Source organism: Enterobacter sp. DN (assembly GCF_046054285.1).
Taxonomy (GTDB): Bacteria; Pseudomonadota; Gammaproteobacteria; order Enterobacterales; family Enterobacteriaceae; genus Enterobacter; species Enterobacter hormaechei_C.
Map to the genome: position 1 here is coordinate 646,527 of NZ_JBJJTG010000001.1, position 15,278 is coordinate 661,804.

Here is a 15,278-nt window from a genome sequence, read left to right on the forward strand (position 1 = left end):
AATGCTGCGCGTTATCGATACCGAAACCTGTGATTTGCAGGGTGGAATTGTGGAAGTCGCTTCTGTCGACGTGATTGACGGAAAGATAGTCAACCCCATGAGCCATCTGGTGCGCCCGGATCGTCCCATCAGTGCGCAGGCGATGGCGATACATCGTATTACGGAATCGATGGTGGCGGATAAGCCGTGGATTGAAGAGATCATCCCTCTTTACCACGGTAGCCAGTGGTATGTGGCCCATAACGCCAGCTTTGACCGCCGCGTGCTGCCGGAGATGCCCGGCGAATGGATTTGCACTATGAAGCTGGCGCGCCGTCTGTGGCCGGGGATCAAATACAGCAATATGGCGCTGTATAAGTCGCGCAAACTCAGCGTACGGACGCCGGAAGGGCTGCATCATCACCGCGCTCTTTACGACTGCTACATCACCGCAGCGCTCCTGATTGATATCATGAATACTTCCGGCTGGACGCCAGACGATATGGCGACCATTACCGGGCGCCCCGCGCTACTGACCACCTTTACGTTCGGAAAATATCGCGGGAAGCCAGTATCGGAAGTGGCGGACAAAGATCCGGGCTATCTGCGCTGGCTGTACAACAACCTCGACAGAATGAGCCCGGAACTGCGCCTGACGCTGAAGCATTATTTAGGCGAAGCCTGAGTCCCCGCCCGGCCTGGCAGCGTATCCTGCGCCAGGCCAATCAAAAAGGCGTACTCCAGCGCCACCCCTTCATAGGATTTAAATCGCCCTGATTTCCCTCCGTGCCCCGAGTCCATATCGGTACACAGCAGCAGCAAATTATCGTCAGTTTTCAGCTCACGCAACTTCGCCACCCATTTCGCGGGCTCCCAGTACTGTACCTGGGAATCGTGCAGGCCGGTGGTCACCAGCATATGCGGATAGGCTTTCGCCTCGACGTTATCGTACGGGCTGTACTCTTTCATGTAGCGATAATAGGTTTCATCCTGCGGGTTCCCCCACTCCTCAAACTCCCCGGTGGTCAGTGGAATGGACTCATCCAGCATGGTCGTCACCACGTCCACAAACGGCACCTGGGCGATAACGCCTTTAAACAGTTCAGGCCGCTGGTTGATCACGGCGCCCATAAGCATGCCCCCGGCGCTGCCCCCCATGCCAAAGCAGAGCTGCGGATCGCCATAACCCTGCGCGATCAGCGCATCGCAAACATCAAGGTAGTCATTAAAGGTATTTTTCTTTTTGAGAAATTTTCCGTCTTCATACCAGTGCTGACCCAGCTCGCCGCCGCCGCGAATATGGGCAATCGCATAAACAAAACCGCGGTCGAGCAGGCTCAGCCTGCTGCTGCTGAAATCGGCGTCCATGCTGGATCCATAGGAGCCATAGCCATAGACGAGGATGGGGTTTTTACCTTTGTTGAAGTGCGCCTTGTGATAGACGAGCGACACTGGGACTTCAACGCCGTCGCGTGCGGTCACCCACAGGTGCTCACTGCGATAATTTTCCGACTCAAAACCCCGGACCTCAGCCTGTTTAATCACCTGACGCTGCCCGGTGTCCATATCCAGTTCAAACAACGTATCCGGGGTGGTCATCGACGAATAGCCGTACCGCAGGCGGGACGATTCCGGTTCCGGGTTAAAGCCGATCCACGTTACGTAAGCCGGGTCATCGAACGCAATGCCCACCACTTCGCGGGTTTTGCGGTTGATTTGGCGGATACTGGTCAGTCCGCGCTGACGCTCTTCCACCACCAGCCAGTCGGTAAACAGGGTGAACCCCTCCAGCATCACCTGATCGCGCGCGGGAATTAACACTTCCCATTTGCGTTCATCGCGCACTTTGGTTTTATAAAGGCCAAAGTTTTTGCCCTCGCGGTTCGAACGCAGGTAAAAGCTGTGCTGGAAGTGATCCAGGCTGTACTCATGATCTTTACGGCGCGGCAGGAAGCACAGCGGCTGCGCATCCGGCAGCTCTGCATCCAGCAGCAGCACTTCTGAGGTGGTGGCGCTGGAGAGGAAAATGATCACGTAGTGGCGAGACGACGTTTTGTGCAGGCTGACATAGAACGTCTCATCTTTTTCCTCATACACCAGTTCATCGTCGGCGGAATCGGTCCCCACCGTATGACGCCAGACCTGATAAGGCAGCAGCGTTGAGACATGCTTTTTAACGTAGTAGACCGTTTCTGAATCGTTACCCCAGACAAAATCGGGGGAGACATTATCCAGCATTTCGGGATACCAGTTTCCCGTTTCAAGATTGCGGAAACGCAAACCGTACTGGCGGCGGGAGAGGTAATCCTCAGCCAGCGCCATAATGGCGTTATCGGGGGAAATGGACATGCCGCCCAGCGTATAAAACTCACTGTGGGCAGCACGTTTGTTTGCATCCAGCAGGATCTCCCATTCATCCCACTCGGCGCTCAGCACAGACTGGCGCTGGTAGATGGGATATTCGTTTCCCGGCTCATAAATATGGCGATAGCGATAACCGTTTTTGCACCACGGGGCAGAGACATCACGCTGGGGGATACGCTGCACCATTTCCTTCAGAAGTTGATCCTGAAGCGCCTGCTGGCTGGCCATGACCTGGCGGCCATAGTCGTTTTCCTCGTGCAGATAGTCCAGCACCTCTGGCCGGGAACGAGAATCGTCCCGCAGCCAGTAGTAGTTATCGATACGCGTATCGCCATGCGTGGTGATCGCATAAGGAGTACGTCGGGCTTTTGGAGGCATGGCATTCTTACTTTTTCGTTTTACATCCTATAAGGTTGGCAAAACACACGTATGATGCAAGCGAAACATGGCCTTCTAGCCCACGAGGGTCTGCTTCTGCTGCTGAATATCCTGCTCAATTCCCTCACGAACGTCCTGTGGGATCTTCAGCGCATCGCCCAGGGCGTTCAGGTAGCTGCGCTCCATAAAGTGATCGATATCGATGGCGGCACAGCTCAGAAAATAGAGTTCCAGCGCCTCTTCTTCGTTTTTCACGCTTTGCGCCAGACGCTGCGGATCAAGCGGCTGTTCGATGGCCTGCGCCACCAGCGCCCTGCCCTGTTCCTCAACGCCCGCTTCCCGCATCTGCTGTTCAATTGCGGCACGTTCACTGGCATCAATATGCCCGTCGCTCTTGGCCGCAAAGACCAGGGCGAGGATCAACCGCTCGGTGCGTAAATCTAACGGCGATACCTGCTTCCCGTACTGCGGTTCATCCTGATGCGCGCTGCGCACCTTGTCTTTGTATTTGTTCCATAAGACGGAGCCTGCAATAGCCCCTCCGCCCGCCAGCAGCGCGCCGGTACCATATTTGGTAAGCAGTTTCCGCGATGATTTATTGGCAACCAGCAAACCGGCCAGCCCGCCGAGCGCACCCGGCACCAGCAGCTTGCTCAGACCCTGCTCGCCGGACGACGAGCCTTTTTGTCCCAACAGGGATTGCAGTTGATTCATCCAGCCTGACATATTTTTCCTCACGTAACAGTGCGTAACCTTCACAGCCTAAGCGAGCGGGTGTCAGGAAATGTCTGTCAGTACTAAAGAAGCGCAAATTTCCCTGCTGTCCGGTTATCCCCATACAAGACAGACGCAAACGTTTTCGTTTATACTGCCCGCATCTTTTTCAGGGGGATTTTTATGACTCGTTTAGGAACCGCGCTGCGTCCCGCCGCGACGCGCGTCATGCTGTTGGGATCGGGTGAACTGGGTAAAGAAGTGGCCATTGAATGCCAGCGTTTAGGTGTGGAAGTGATTGCGGTGGACCGTTACGCGAATGCGCCCGCCATGCACGTCGCGCATCGCTCGCACGTCATCGATATGCTTGACGGTAATGCGCTGCGGGGGTTAATTGCCGACGAAAAACCGGATTTCGTGGTACCTGAAATTGAGGCCATTGCCACTGAGATGTTGATTGCCCTTGAACAGGAAGGCCAGCGCGTGGTGCCCTGCGCCACTGCGGCAAAACTGACCATGAACCGGGAAGGCATTCGTCGCCTGGCGGCAGAAGAATTACAGCTCCCGACCTCCAGCTACCGTTTTGCCGGGGATAAAGCTGCGTTTCTCCAGGCCGTAGAGGAGATTGGCTACCCGTGCATTATTAAGCCGGTAATGAGCTCCTCCGGCAAAGGGCAGAGCTTTATCCGCGACAGCAGCACGCTGGACAACGCCTGGGACTATGCCCAGCAGGGCGGCCGAGCCGGGGCCGGGCGCGTCATCGTGGAAGGCGTGGTGAAGTTTGATTTTGAAATTACCCTGCTCACCGTCAGCGCCGTGGATGGCGTTTATTTCTGCGACCCGATTGGTCATCGCCAGGAAGACGGCGATTATCGCGAATCCTGGCAGCCGCAGCAGATGAGCGCGCTGGCGCTGGCACGCGCACAGGAGATCGCCCGCAAGACGGTGCTGGCGCTGGGCGGCTACGGCCTGTTCGGCGTGGAATTGTTTGTTTGCGGCGACGAGGTGATCTTCAGCGAAGTCTCCCCTCGTCCGCACGATACCGGGATGGTTACGCTGATTTCACAGGATCTCTCCGAGTTCGCGCTGCACGTACGCGCTTTCCTCGGCCTGCCGGTTGGCGGCATCCGTCAGTACGGCCCGGCAGCCTCGGCGGTGATCCTGCCGCAGCTGACCAGCCAGAATGTCACCTTTGATAACGTCGAAGGTGCGGTTGGCGCAGGCTTGCAGGTCCGGCTGTTCGGCAAACCGGAGATCGACGGAAGCCGTCGTCTGGGCGTGGCATTAGCGACCGGGGAAAATGTGGACGAAGCCGTCGCGAGAGCAAAAAGAGCGGCTGCGAACGTCAGCGTAGCAGGATAAAAAAACGGGCCGAAAGGCCCGTTTTAACTGTCTGGCTGGCCGGGTAAGGCGCAGCCGCCACCCGGCAAACAAACTTACTGTTTCGCGCCTTCTACCGCTTCGCGAGCCAGTTTAGTGATGCGATCCCAGTCGCCTGCTTCCAGCGCATCCGCCGGAACCAGCCAGGAGCCGCCGATGCACAGCACGCTTTTCAGCGCCAGGTAGTCGCGGTAGTTGGCCGGAGAGATGCCGCCCGTTGGGCAGAAACGCACCTGGGAGAATGGGCCCGCAATGGCCTGCAACGCTTTGGTGCCGCCGTTCGCTTCAGCCGGGAAGAATTTGAACTCTTTCAGGCCGTAGTCCATGCCCAGCATCAGTTCAGAAACGGTGCTGATACCCGGGATCAACGGAATAGAACCTTCGGTTGCGGCTTTCAGTAGCGGCTCAGTCAGCCCCGGGCTGATGGCAAACTGTGCGCCCGCTTCGGTCACTTCCGCCAGCTGCTGCGCATTCAGAACCGTACCGGCACCAATGATCGCTTCCGGCACTTCTTTGGCGATAGCACGGATCGCATCCATCGCACAGGCGGTACGCAGGGTCACTTCCAGAACGCGAACGCCACCCGCAACCAGCGCCTTCGCCATTGGGACAGCGTGCTCCAGTTTGTTTACCACAATAACCGGCACGACAGGGCCAGTGGTCAGGATTGCTTCTGCACTTGTTTTCCAGTTTTTCATCAGAGTTTTCTCTCGCCAGATCGTTAAAATCAAGTCGTCTTAAAACGTAATACAGGTTGCGCCCTGCTCCGCACCGGAGAGTTTCTCACGCAACGCACCAAACATTTCGCGTCCGGTACCCACGCGTGACGCGCTCAGGTCAGGAATATGTGGCTGACGCGCCGCCAGCTCTGCTTCATCCACCAGCAGGGTTAACTCGCCTGTCTGACCGTTAACGCGGATCATGTCACCATCACGCACTTTCGCCAGCAGGCCGCCGTCGTAGGCTTCCGGGGTGACATGAATCGCTGAAGGCACTTTACCGGATGCCCCCGAGAGGCGTCCATCGGTTACCAGCGCAATTTTGAAACGGCGGTCCAATAATACACCAAGCGGCGGCATAAGTTTATGTAATTCTGGCATCCCGTTCGCTTTTGGTCCCTGATGACGCACCACGACCACGCAGTCTTTATCAAGCAGACCCGCGTCAAAGGCAGGTAAAACGTCGTGCTGGCTTTCAAACACCACCGCCGGGGCTTCGATAACCTGATTCTCTTCCGGCACGGCAGAGGTTTTCATCACGGCACGTCCAAGGTTACCGCTCAGCACTTTGGTGCCGCCGTGAGGAGAGAACGGCTGTTCGAAGGTTGCGATAACCTGAGGATCGAGCGAGTCGCTCGCCCCTTCGCGCCAGTCCAGCTCACCGTTGTTCAGCCAGGGTTCAAGGGTATAGCGATGCAGGCCAAAGCCCGCCACCGTGTTGACATCCTCATGCAGCAGGCCGCCTTTCAGCAGCTCGCGCATCAGCACCGGCACGCCGCCCGCGGCCTGGAAGTGGTTGATGTCCGCCGGACCGTTCGGGTACAGACGCGCCATCAGCGGTACCACGGAGGAGATATCGGAGAAGTCATCCCAGTTGATCAGAATGCCCGCCGCGCGCGCCATCGCGACAAGGTGCATGGTATGGTTGGTTGAACCGCCGGTCGCCAGCAGGGCGACAATCCCGTTTACGATGACTTTTTCATCCACCATTTTGCCCATTGGCATCCACTCGTTGCCGTTACCGGTCAGGCGCGTCACCTGACGGGCTGCGGCTTCGGTCAGCGCTTTACGCAGTGGCGCATCTGGCTGGATGAACGACGAGCCCGGCAGCTGCATACCCATAAACTCCACCACCATCTGGTTGGTGTTGGCCGTACCGTAGAACGTACAGGTGCCCGGCGCATGATAGGACGCGGCTTCCGCTTCCAGCAGTGCCTGACGGTCCGCTTTTCCTTCGGCATACAGCTGGCGGATACGGACTTTTTCCTTGTTTGGCAGACCGCTAGCCATCGGGCCTGACGGCACAAAAATCGCTGGCAGATGGCCAAACGACAGCGCGGCCATCACCAGCCCCGGGACGATTTTGTCGCACACGCCCAGATAGAGCGCGCCATCAAACATGTTGTGAGAGAGGCCCACTGCCGCCGACATGGCGATCACTTCGCGGCTCAGCAAGGACAGCTCCATACCGTCCTGGCCTTGGGTTACGCCATCACACATGGCCGGCACGCCGCCTGCAACCTGGCCCACCGCGTTCACGCTGTGCAGCGCATTGCGGATGATAGCCGGGTAGGCCTCATACGGCTGGTGGGCTGAAAGCATGTCGTTATAGGAGGTAATGATGGCGATATTGTTACGCAACATGCTTTTCAGCGCGTCTTTATCACCAGGCTGGCAGGCCGCAAAGCCGTGGGCCAGATTCCCGCAGGCCAGCTGAGAGCGATGGACAGTTTCACTCTTCGCCTGTTCGATGCGGGCAAGGTAGGCAGCACGGGTCTCTTTCGAGCGTTCAACAATGCGCTGTGTTACGCGTAACAATGTCGGATTCATAAAAGCTCCTCTAATTTATCTGTCCAGGCTCGGGAGTTTACACAGTTTCTGACGGTTGTTAACAACGCTGAAACGCCTGATATCCGGAGCACAGGGGCAAAATGTCTGAAGGGAGTGTAATAAAAAAAGCTCCGCGGGTGAATCCACGCGGAGCTTAAAAGATAAAAATTATGCCACTTGCTGTGTTAGATCATGTTACCGGTAAAATAACACCTTTGGGCTAGAGAAGGTGGTTATTCAAACTCGTTCCAGGAGCGGCCATCACGGGTGATCATCGCAACGGAGGCGACAGGTCCCCATGTTCCCGCCTGATACGGTTTTGGCGCGTCCTGATCGGCTGCCCACGCTTCGGTGATGGAGTCGACCCACTTCCACGCCTCTTCCACTTCATCGCGGCGGACGAACAGCGCCTGGATACCACGCATGGTTTCCAGCAGCAGACGCTCGTAAGCATCGGCGAGATGCGTCTGGTTGAAGGTTTCAGAGTAGCTCAGGTCCAGCTTGGTGGTTTGCAGGTTGTGTTTGTGATCAAGGCCTGGCACTTTGTTGAGGATCTGAATATCCACACCCTCGTCCGGTTGCAGACGGATGGTCAGTTTGTTCTGCGGCAGTTCCTGCCAGGATTCTTTGAACAGGTTCAGTTCCGGATTTTTGAAGTAGACCACCACTTCGGAGCATTTTGCCGGCAGACGTTTACCGGTACGCAGGTAGAACGGCACACCGGCCCAGCGCCAGTCGTCGATATCCACGCGGATCGCCACAAACGTCTCGGTGTTGCTGGACTTGTTCGCGCCCTCTTCTTCCAGATAGCCAGGAACTTTTTTCCCCTGGGCAAAACCTGCGGTGTACTGGCCGCGCACGGTTTTCTCACGTACGTTGGAGCGGTCAATACGGCGCAGTGATTTCAGTACTTTCACTTTGGCGTCACGAATGCTGTCGGCCGTCAGATCTGACGGTGGAGACATGGCAATCATGCACAGAATTTGCAGCAGGTGGTTCTGGATCATGTCCCGCATCTGGCCGGCCTGGTCGAAGTAGCCCCAACGGCCTTCGATGCCCACCTCTTCCGCCACGGTAATTTCCACGTGGTCGATAGTGCGGTTGTCCCAGTTGTTCACAAACAGGGAGTTGGCAAAACGCAGCGCCAGCAGGTTCAATACCGTCTCTTTGCCCAGATAGTGGTCAATACGGTAAACCTGACACTCCTCAAAGAACTCGCCCACCTGGTCGTTGATTTCACGCGAGGTCGCCAGCGACGTACCCAGCGGTTTCTCCATCACCACGCGCGCCGGTTTGGCGTTCAGCTTCGCTTCGCCCAGACCTTTGCAGATGGCGCCGAAGGTGCTTGGGGGCATGGCGAAATAGTTAATAGTGACACGATTTTCCTGGTCAAGCATTTCACCCAGACGGGTAAAGGCGCCTACATCGTTGACGTCCAGGTTGCAGAAATCGAGACGCCCGCTCAGCTTATCCCAAAGGCTTTCATCGATTTTCTCTTTCATGAACGTTTCGAGCGCCTCGCGCACGACTTTGGTATAAGCCTCCTTATCCCAGTCTGCGCGTCCTACCCCAAGGATTCGGGTGTCGGGATGGATCTGGCCCGCTTTTTCGAGCTGATACAGGGAAGGCAGCAATTTTCGGCGTGCAAGATCGCCTTTCGCGCCGAAAATGACCAGGTCACATGCCTGGGCTGTTTGCGTTACCGCCATGTCATTCTCCTCAGTTAGATCGCCTGGTACTCTGCCAGGTATCGTTGTAATTTTATTACAATGCACTGTACTGCTTTTACGCGTTTCCTGAAACCATTAGCGCTTAACGTCGCGTGCGATACGGTGATTTTTCGTCGCCCGGGCCATTACGCCCGTCTGATGACGCAACAAACGTCGATTCTTTGCGCAACAGGGTCAGAGCAAAACCCGACGTCGATCAAGTAATGAAAAAAAACAACAACATTTCTTGTCGACGATTACCCTTTCGGGAGTCCCGGGGGTAATATCGGCTAAATCGAATCAAGATTTCATCTCTTTATGAAATCGTTTATGCCCTCATGAGCGTCTTGTTAACAATGAACATGCTGGAAAAAATCCAGTTTCAACTGGAACACCTTAGCAAATCCGAGCGCAAAGTGGCTGAAGTTATTCTCGCCGCGCCCGCTCAGGCGATTCATTCAAGCATCGCCGCTCTGGCACAGGAATCGGGCGTCAGCGAACCGACGGTCAATCGATTCTGTCGTAGTCTGGACACGCGCGGCTTTCCTGATTTTAAACTGCATCTGGCCCAAAGTCTGGCAAACGGCACCCCGTATGTTAATCGCAATGTAGATGAAGACGACAGCGTTGATGCTTACACCGCAAAAATATTTGAATCGGCTATGGCCACGCTCGACCACGTTCGCCAGTCTCTGGACATGAGTTCAGTGAATCGCGCGGTCGATCTTCTCACGCAGGCCAAACGGATTGCCTTCTTTGGCCTTGGCTCGTCCGCCGCCGTGGCGCATGACGCCATGAATAAGTTCTTTCGCTTTAACGTGCCGGTGATTTACTCCGATGACATTGTGCTGCAACGCATGAGCTGTATGAATTGTAGTGAAGATGATGTCGTGGTACTCATCTCCCATACGGGCCGCACCAAGAGCCAGGTGGAGCTGGCGCAGCTCGCGCGTGACAACGATGCGATGGTCATCGCCCTGACGACGGCAGGTACGCCGCTGGCCAGGGAAGCGACGCTCGCTATTACCCTGGACGTACCGGAGGACACCGACATGTACATGCCGATGGTCTCCCGCCTGGCGCAGTTGACGGTCATCGACGTGCTGGCGACCGGTTTTACCTTACGCCGGGGCGCAAAATTCCGGGATAACTTGAAGCGGGTCAAGGAAGCCCTGAAAGAATCGCGTTTTGATAAAGAATTGCTTATAAAGAGCGATGTTCCCTAATAACTACGATGTACGATTTACGGCATTCGGTCCCCTCGCTACTGCCTTGCGATAGATGAAGGCCGATTCTATGTTCACGCAACACCAAAGTTGTTTCAGTCAACGGAGTATTACATGTCCAGAAGGCTTCGCAGAACCAAGATCGTCACCACCTTAGGCCCGGCCACCGACCGCGATAATAACCTCGAAAAGATTATCGCCGCGGGTGCCAACGTGGTGCGCATGAACTTCTCTCACGGTACGCCAGAAGACCATAAATTACGTGCCGACAAAGTGCGTGAAATCGCAGCTAAACTGGGCCGCCATGTTGCTATCCTCGGTGACCTGCAAGGTCCAAAAATCCGCGTATCGACCTTTAAAGAAGGCAAAGTCTTCCTCAACATCGGCGATAAATTCCTGCTGGATGCCAACCTGAGCAAAGGCGAAGGCGATAAGGAAAAAGTGGGTATCGACTACAAAGGTCTGCCTGCTGACGTTGTGCCTGGCGACATCCTGCTGCTGGACGACGGACGCGTACAGCTGAAAGTGCTGGAAGTTCAGGGTATGAAGGTATTCACCGAAGTGACCGTCGGCGGCCCGCTCTCCAACAACAAAGGCATCAACAAACTCGGCGGTGGCCTGTCTGCCGAAGCGCTGACCGATAAAGACAAAGCGGATATCGTGACCGCAGCGCAGATCGGCGTGGATTACCTGGCCGTCTCCTTCCCGCGCTGCGGCGAAGATCTGAACTATGCTCGCCGCCTGGCGCGCGATGCAGGCTGCGATGCGAAAATCGTTGCGAAAGTGGAACGCGCTGAAGCGGTCTGCGATCAGGACGCGATGGACGACGTGATCCTGGCGTCTGACGTGGTGATGGTTGCCCGTGGTGACCTGGGCGTGGAAATTGGCGACCCTGAACTGGTCGGTATCCAGAAAGCGCTGATCCGTCGCGCGCGTCAGCTGAACCGCGCGGTGATCACCGCCACCCAGATGATGGAATCCATGATCACCAACCCAATGCCAACCCGTGCGGAAGTCATGGACGTGGCGAACGCCGTGCTGGATGGTACCGATGCGGTGATGCTGTCAGCGGAAACCGCGGCAGGTCAGTATCCGGCAGAAACCGTGGCCGCCATGGCGCGCGTGTGCCTGGGTGCAGAGAAGATCCCAAGCATTAACGTCTCTAAACACCGTCTGGACATTCAGTTCGACAACGTGGAAGAAGCGATTGCGATGTCTGCGATGTACGCAGCCAACCACCTGAAAGGGGTCACGGCGATCATCACCATGACCGAATCTGGCCGTACCGCGCTAATGACGTCCCGTATCAGCTCCGGTCTGCCGATCTTCGCCATGTCCCGTCACGAGCGTACGCTGAACCTGACGGCGCTGTATCGCGGCGTGACGCCAGTATACTTCGACAGCACCAACGACGGCGTGGCCGCCGCGCACGATGCCGTGAACCTGCTGCGCGACAAAGGTTATCTGGTATCCGGTGATATCGTTATCGTGACGCAGGGTGACGTGATGAGCACCATCGGCTCAACCAATACCACCCGCGTACTGACCGTAGAGTAAGCTCCAATCCCCTCTCCCCTAAGGGGAGAGGGGTGAAGGTTTCCTATTTCTTCGGGAAAAGCTCTTTACGCTTGTACGGCTCTGTTTCGCCAGGTTTACGCGTTTTGAGCAGCTTCAGGATCCACGTATATTGCTCCTTATGCGGCCCCACCAGCACCTCCACCTCTTCATTCATGCGACGTGCGATGGTGTGATCGTCTGCGGTCAGCAGATCGTCCATCGGCGGACGTACCTCAATGCTCAGGCGATGCGTTTTACCGTCATAAACCGGGAACAGTGGGATCACGCGGGCGCGGCAGACTTTCATCAGGCGACCAATCGCGGGTAGCGTGGCTTTATAGGTTGCGAAGAAATCGACAAACTCGCTGTGTTCCGGGCCGTGGTCCTGATCGGGCAGATAGTAGCCCCAGTAACCCTGACGTACCGACTGAATGAAAGGCTTAATGCCATCGTTTCGGGCGTGCAAACGCCCGCCAAAGCGACGGCGCACGGTATTCCAGACGAAGTCGTAGATTTTGTTTCCCTGATTATGGAACATCGCCGCCATTTTCTGGCCCTGCGACGCCATTAACATCGCCGGAATGTCTACCCCCCAGCCGTGCGGCACCAGGAAAATCACCTTTTCATCATTGCGACGCATCTCGTCGATGATCTCCAGCCCTTTCCAGTCAACGCGTTCGACGATCTTCTCCGGCCCTTTCAGCGCCAGTTCCGCCATCATCGCCATGGCCTGGGGCGCGGTGGTATACATGTCATCAATGATTGCTTCGCGTTCGGCGTCGCTTTTATCCGGAAAACAGTACAACAGATTTATTTGCGCGCGGCGGCGTGCGCTTTTACCTAAGCGCCCTGCCAGGCGCCCCACTTTGCCGAGCACCGGATCGCGGAGGGAAGCAGGTAGCAACGCCATGCCAGCAAACGCGTATACGCCAAGCCAGGCGCCCCAGTTACGCGGGTGGCGAAAAGATTTTTCAAACTCGGGAATGTACTCAATATTGTTTTTTTTGGTTTCCATGCGGGTTCCAGGGTCTGGTGACGCAAAAATATATTCGGATAGTGTAGCGAGGCTGCCGCCCGCGCACAAAAGAAAAAGCCGGCGCATACTGACGCCGGCTTTTTAAATCAGGAGAGCTTAGTCGAAGCGCAGCTGCGGCATCACCTCTTTCACCTGCGCCAGGTAATCTTTGCGATCTTTGCCGGTCAGCCCTTCGGTGCGCGGCAGTTTCGCCGTCAGCGGGTTAACCGCCTGCTGGTTGATCCACACTTCGTAGTGCAGGTGCGGACCCGTCGACCGGCCGGTGTTACCGGACAGCGCGATGCGATCGCCACGTTTCACTTTCTGGCCCGGTTTGACCAGCAGTTTACGCAGGTGCATGTAGCGGGTGGTGTACGTACGACCATGACGAATAGCAACGTAGTAGCCAGCAGCACCGCTGCGTTTCGCCATGACCACTTCACCATCCCCTACCGCCAGCACTGGCGTGCCCTGCGGCATGGCGAAGTCAACGCCACGGTGCGGCGCTACGCGGCCAGTTACCGGGTTCAGACGACGCGGGTTAAAGTTGGAGGAGACGCGGAACTGTTTCGCCGTTGGGAAACGCAGGAAGCCTTTTGCCAGACCCGTACCGCTGCGGTCATAGAACTTACCGTCTTCCGCGCGAATAGCGTAGTAGTCTTTGCCGTCTGAACGCAGACGAACGCCCACCAGCTGGCTCTGCTCGCGCTTACCGTCCAGCATTTCGCGGGACATCAGGACAGAGAACTGATCGCCTTTTTTCAGTTTACGGAAATCCATCTGCCACTGCATGGCTTTGATCACCGAGCTGATTTCAGCGCTGGTCAGGCCGGCATCGCGTGCGCTGGAAACAAAGCTGCCGCCGACGGTTCCTTTCATGACGCTGTTAACCCAGTCGCCCTGCTGCAATTCGCTGGTCATTTTGAAACCGTTTGCAGTGCGATCGTAGGTGCGGGTTTCGCGACGGGACATCTCCCAGGTCAGACGTTGCAGATCGCCGTCGGGCGTTAGGGTCCAGGAAAGCTGCTGACCAATTTTCAGGTTACGCAGCTCTTTATCGGATGCGGCGAGCTGGCTGATGTTGCCCATGTCGATACCGTACTGGTTCAGGACGCTGCTCAGCGTATCGCCAGTAGAAACAACATATTCATGAATGCCGGCTTCATTCTGGATCTTGTCATCCAGCTCATCCTGGGGAATCGCTTCATCTTCCTGAGCGGCCTGATCGATAGGCTCGCTGGCCTCAGGCAGCAGAGAGCGGATCTCGCTCTTCTCCAGTTCGATGGTTTTAATGATTGGGGCGGAACTCGGGTGGTAAACATAGGGCCGCCAGACGGCGACCGCTAATGTGAGAACTGTAAGCGACCCCAGCATAACGCGGTGGGGTCGAGGCAGATTGTTAAATGCCAGGGCGACAGAGCGGGCTATCTGTTGCACGTATTCACTTCCTCGTTAATCTCCTTTCAGGCAGCTCGCATACTGATTCGCCAGTTGGCTGAGGAACTGCGAATAGCTCGCTTTGCTCAACTGGATGTTCGTACCTAGCGGGTCAAGGGTTCCCATGCGCACGGATGTTCCCCTGGCCACGGCTTCTACGACCGCTGGCCTGAACTGTGGCTCAGCAAAAACGCATGTCGCTTTTTGCTCAACCAACTGTGTTCTGATTTCATGTAAACGCTGCGCACCAGGCTGAATTTCAGGGTTGACGGTAAAATGCCCCAGCGGGGTCAGACCGTAATGTTTCTCGTAATACCCGTAGGCATCATGAAAAACAAAGTACCCTTTTCCTTTAAGCGGTGCGAGCTCGTTACCCACCTGTTTGTCGGTTGCGGCTAATTGAGCCTCAAAATCCTTCAGGTTGGCGTCGAGTTTGATTCGACTTTGCGGCATAAGTTCCACTAATTTGTCGTGGATTGCAACCGCTGTAAGCCGCGCTATCTCTGGGGAGAGCCAGAGATGCATGTTGTATTCGCCGTGATGGTGATGGTCGTCACCTTTTTCACCGTGAGCATGGTCGTGGTCGTGTTCGTCACCCTCGTCCTCAGCTCCTTTCATGAGTAACGGTTTCACGCCGGACAGCCCGGCAATCGTCACCTGTTTCTCAGCGGGAAGCTGACTGGCTGACTTCTGCATGAACGCTTCCATCTCAGGACCAATCCAGACCACTAAGTCCGCGTTCTGTAAGCGTTTTACATCAGATGGACGCAGGGAATAATCATGCTCGGAAGCACCATCAGGCAGCAGAACCTGGGTCTCAGTGACCCCATCCGCGATGGCAGAGGCGATAAATCCAAGCGGTTTAAGCGAAGCGACAACGGCGGCGTTAACATCTTGTGCTGTTGTACCCCAAAGAGCAGCGGATAAAGCTGCGAAAAGAAGCGTATTTTTCTGTAACATAATGCGACTA

At 56.1% G+C, this 15,278-nt stretch carries 12 protein-coding genes; 4 read left to right on the forward strand and 8 right to left on the reverse strand.

What is annotated here, in order from left to right; translation table 11 throughout:
- The first annotated feature begins 1 nt into the window (after position 1).
- Positions 2–664 carry an exodeoxyribonuclease X gene (exoX, locus tag ACJTMZ_RS03000; RefSeq protein ID WP_015570288.1) on the forward strand — a complete coding sequence of 221 codons (663 nt, stop codon included), beginning with the start codon at positions 2–4 and terminating at the stop codon, positions 662–664.
- Here the strand turns inward: exoX and ptrB are convergent.
- A complete protein-coding gene (gene ptrB, locus ACJTMZ_RS03005; protein WP_017693247.1) occupies positions 646–2,721 on the reverse strand; it encodes an oligopeptidase B in 2,076 nt (691 codons plus the stop codon). The two genes, exoX and ptrB, sit on opposite strands and share 19 nt — an antisense overlap.
- A 75-nt stretch (positions 2,722–2,796) precedes the next feature.
- Positions 2,797–3,447, reverse strand: coding sequence for a tellurite resistance TerB family protein (locus tag ACJTMZ_RS03010; RefSeq protein ID WP_015570286.1), 651 nt, complete (start codon positions 3,445–3,447; stop codon positions 2,797–2,799).
- A 171-nt stretch (positions 3,448–3,618) separates the two neighbouring features.
- Between ACJTMZ_RS03010 and purT the strand changes: the two genes are divergently transcribed.
- Positions 3,619–4,797, forward strand: coding sequence for a formate-dependent phosphoribosylglycinamide formyltransferase (purT, locus tag ACJTMZ_RS03015; protein WP_015570285.1), 1,179 nt, complete (start codon positions 3,619–3,621; stop codon positions 4,795–4,797).
- A gap of 74 nt (positions 4,798–4,871) precedes the next feature.
- On the opposite strand, the gene kdgA is transcribed toward purT, so the two are convergent.
- The 3 genes from kdgA to zwf all read right to left on the reverse strand — a co-directional run bounded on the left by kdgA (position 4,872) and on the right by zwf (position 9,073).
- Positions 4,872–5,513, reverse strand: coding sequence for a bifunctional 4-hydroxy-2-oxoglutarate aldolase/2-dehydro-3-deoxy-phosphogluconate aldolase (kdgA, locus tag ACJTMZ_RS03020; protein WP_003859774.1), 642 nt, complete (start codon positions 5,511–5,513; stop codon positions 4,872–4,874).
- Positions 5,514–5,552: 39 nt separating this feature from the next.
- Complete coding sequence (gene edd, locus ACJTMZ_RS03025; RefSeq protein WP_017384346.1) at positions 5,553–7,364, reverse strand: phosphogluconate dehydratase; 1,812 nt, start codon at positions 7,362–7,364, stop codon at positions 5,553–5,555.
- 233 nt (positions 7,365–7,597) lie between these two features.
- A complete protein-coding gene (gene zwf, locus ACJTMZ_RS03030; RefSeq protein WP_003859771.1) occupies positions 7,598–9,073 on the reverse strand; it encodes a glucose-6-phosphate dehydrogenase in 1,476 nt (491 codons plus the stop codon).
- A gap of 356 nt (positions 9,074–9,429) precedes the next feature.
- Here zwf and ACJTMZ_RS03035 point away from each other — a divergent pair, with 356 nt between their 5' ends.
- Together ACJTMZ_RS03035 and pyk are read left to right on the forward strand one after the other, a co-directional pair.
- A complete protein-coding gene (locus tag ACJTMZ_RS03035; protein ID WP_003859769.1) occupies positions 9,430–10,299 on the forward strand; it encodes a MurR/RpiR family transcriptional regulator in 870 nt (289 codons plus the stop codon).
- 114 nt (positions 10,300–10,413) lie between these two features.
- The gene (pyk, locus tag ACJTMZ_RS03040; RefSeq protein ID WP_003859767.1) at positions 10,414–11,856 is read left to right on the forward strand and encodes a pyruvate kinase; all 1,443 of its coding nucleotides are present in this window, start codon (positions 10,414–10,416) and stop codon (positions 11,854–11,856) included.
- 43 nt (positions 11,857–11,899) lie between these two features.
- Here pyk and lpxM read toward each other — a convergent pair whose 3' ends face one another.
- The 3 genes from lpxM to znuA form a co-directional block, all read right to left on the reverse strand.
- Entirely contained in the window at positions 11,900–12,871 is a 972-nt protein-coding gene (lpxM, locus tag ACJTMZ_RS03045; RefSeq protein ID WP_015570283.1) for a lauroyl-Kdo(2)-lipid IV(A) myristoyltransferase, read from the reverse strand.
- 117 nt (positions 12,872–12,988) lie between these two features.
- On the reverse strand, positions 12,989–14,308 hold the full coding sequence (gene mepM / locus ACJTMZ_RS03050) for a murein DD-endopeptidase MepM (RefSeq protein WP_003859762.1): 1,320 nt from the start codon (positions 14,306–14,308) through the stop codon (positions 12,989–12,991).
- Between the two features lie 15 nt (positions 14,309–14,323).
- Complete coding sequence (gene znuA / locus ACJTMZ_RS03055) at positions 14,324–15,268, reverse strand: zinc ABC transporter substrate-binding protein ZnuA (RefSeq protein ID WP_032103662.1); 945 nt, start codon at positions 15,266–15,268, stop codon at positions 14,324–14,326.
- Positions 15,269–15,278: the final 10 nt, after the last annotated feature.

What these genes read in the sequence shown, in the direction of transcription:
- exoX (WP_015570288.1), top strand. Translation starts at nt 2, where the DNA reads ATGCTGCGCGTTATCGATACCGAAACCTGTGATTTGCAGGGTGGAATT.
- ptrB (WP_017693247.1), bottom strand. Translation starts at nt 2,721, where the DNA reads ATGCCTCCAAAAGCCCGACGTACTCCTTATGCGATCACCACGCATGGC.
- ACJTMZ_RS03010 (WP_015570286.1), bottom strand. Translation starts at nt 3,447, where the DNA reads ATGTCAGGCTGGATGAATCAACTGCAATCCCTGTTGGGACAAAAAGGC.
- purT (WP_015570285.1), top strand. Translation starts at nt 3,619, where the DNA reads ATGACTCGTTTAGGAACCGCGCTGCGTCCCGCCGCGACGCGCGTCATG.
- kdgA (WP_003859774.1), bottom strand. Translation starts at nt 5,513, where the DNA reads ATGAAAAACTGGAAAACAAGTGCAGAAGCAATCCTGACCACTGGCCCT.
- edd (WP_017384346.1), bottom strand. Translation starts at nt 7,364, where the DNA reads ATGAATCCGACATTGTTACGCGTAACACAGCGCATTGTTGAACGCTCG.
- zwf (WP_003859771.1), bottom strand. Translation starts at nt 9,073, where the DNA reads ATGGCGGTAACGCAAACAGCCCAGGCATGTGACCTGGTCATTTTCGGC.
- ACJTMZ_RS03035 (WP_003859769.1), top strand. Translation starts at nt 9,430, where the DNA reads ATGAACATGCTGGAAAAAATCCAGTTTCAACTGGAACACCTTAGCAAA.
- pyk (WP_003859767.1), top strand. Translation starts at nt 10,414, where the DNA reads ATGTCCAGAAGGCTTCGCAGAACCAAGATCGTCACCACCTTAGGCCCG.
- lpxM (WP_015570283.1), bottom strand. Translation starts at nt 12,871, where the DNA reads ATGGAAACCAAAAAAAACAATATTGAGTACATTCCCGAGTTTGAAAAA.
- znuA (WP_032103662.1), bottom strand. Translation starts at nt 15,268, where the DNA reads ATGTTACAGAAAAATACGCTTCTTTTCGCAGCTTTATCCGCTGCTCTT.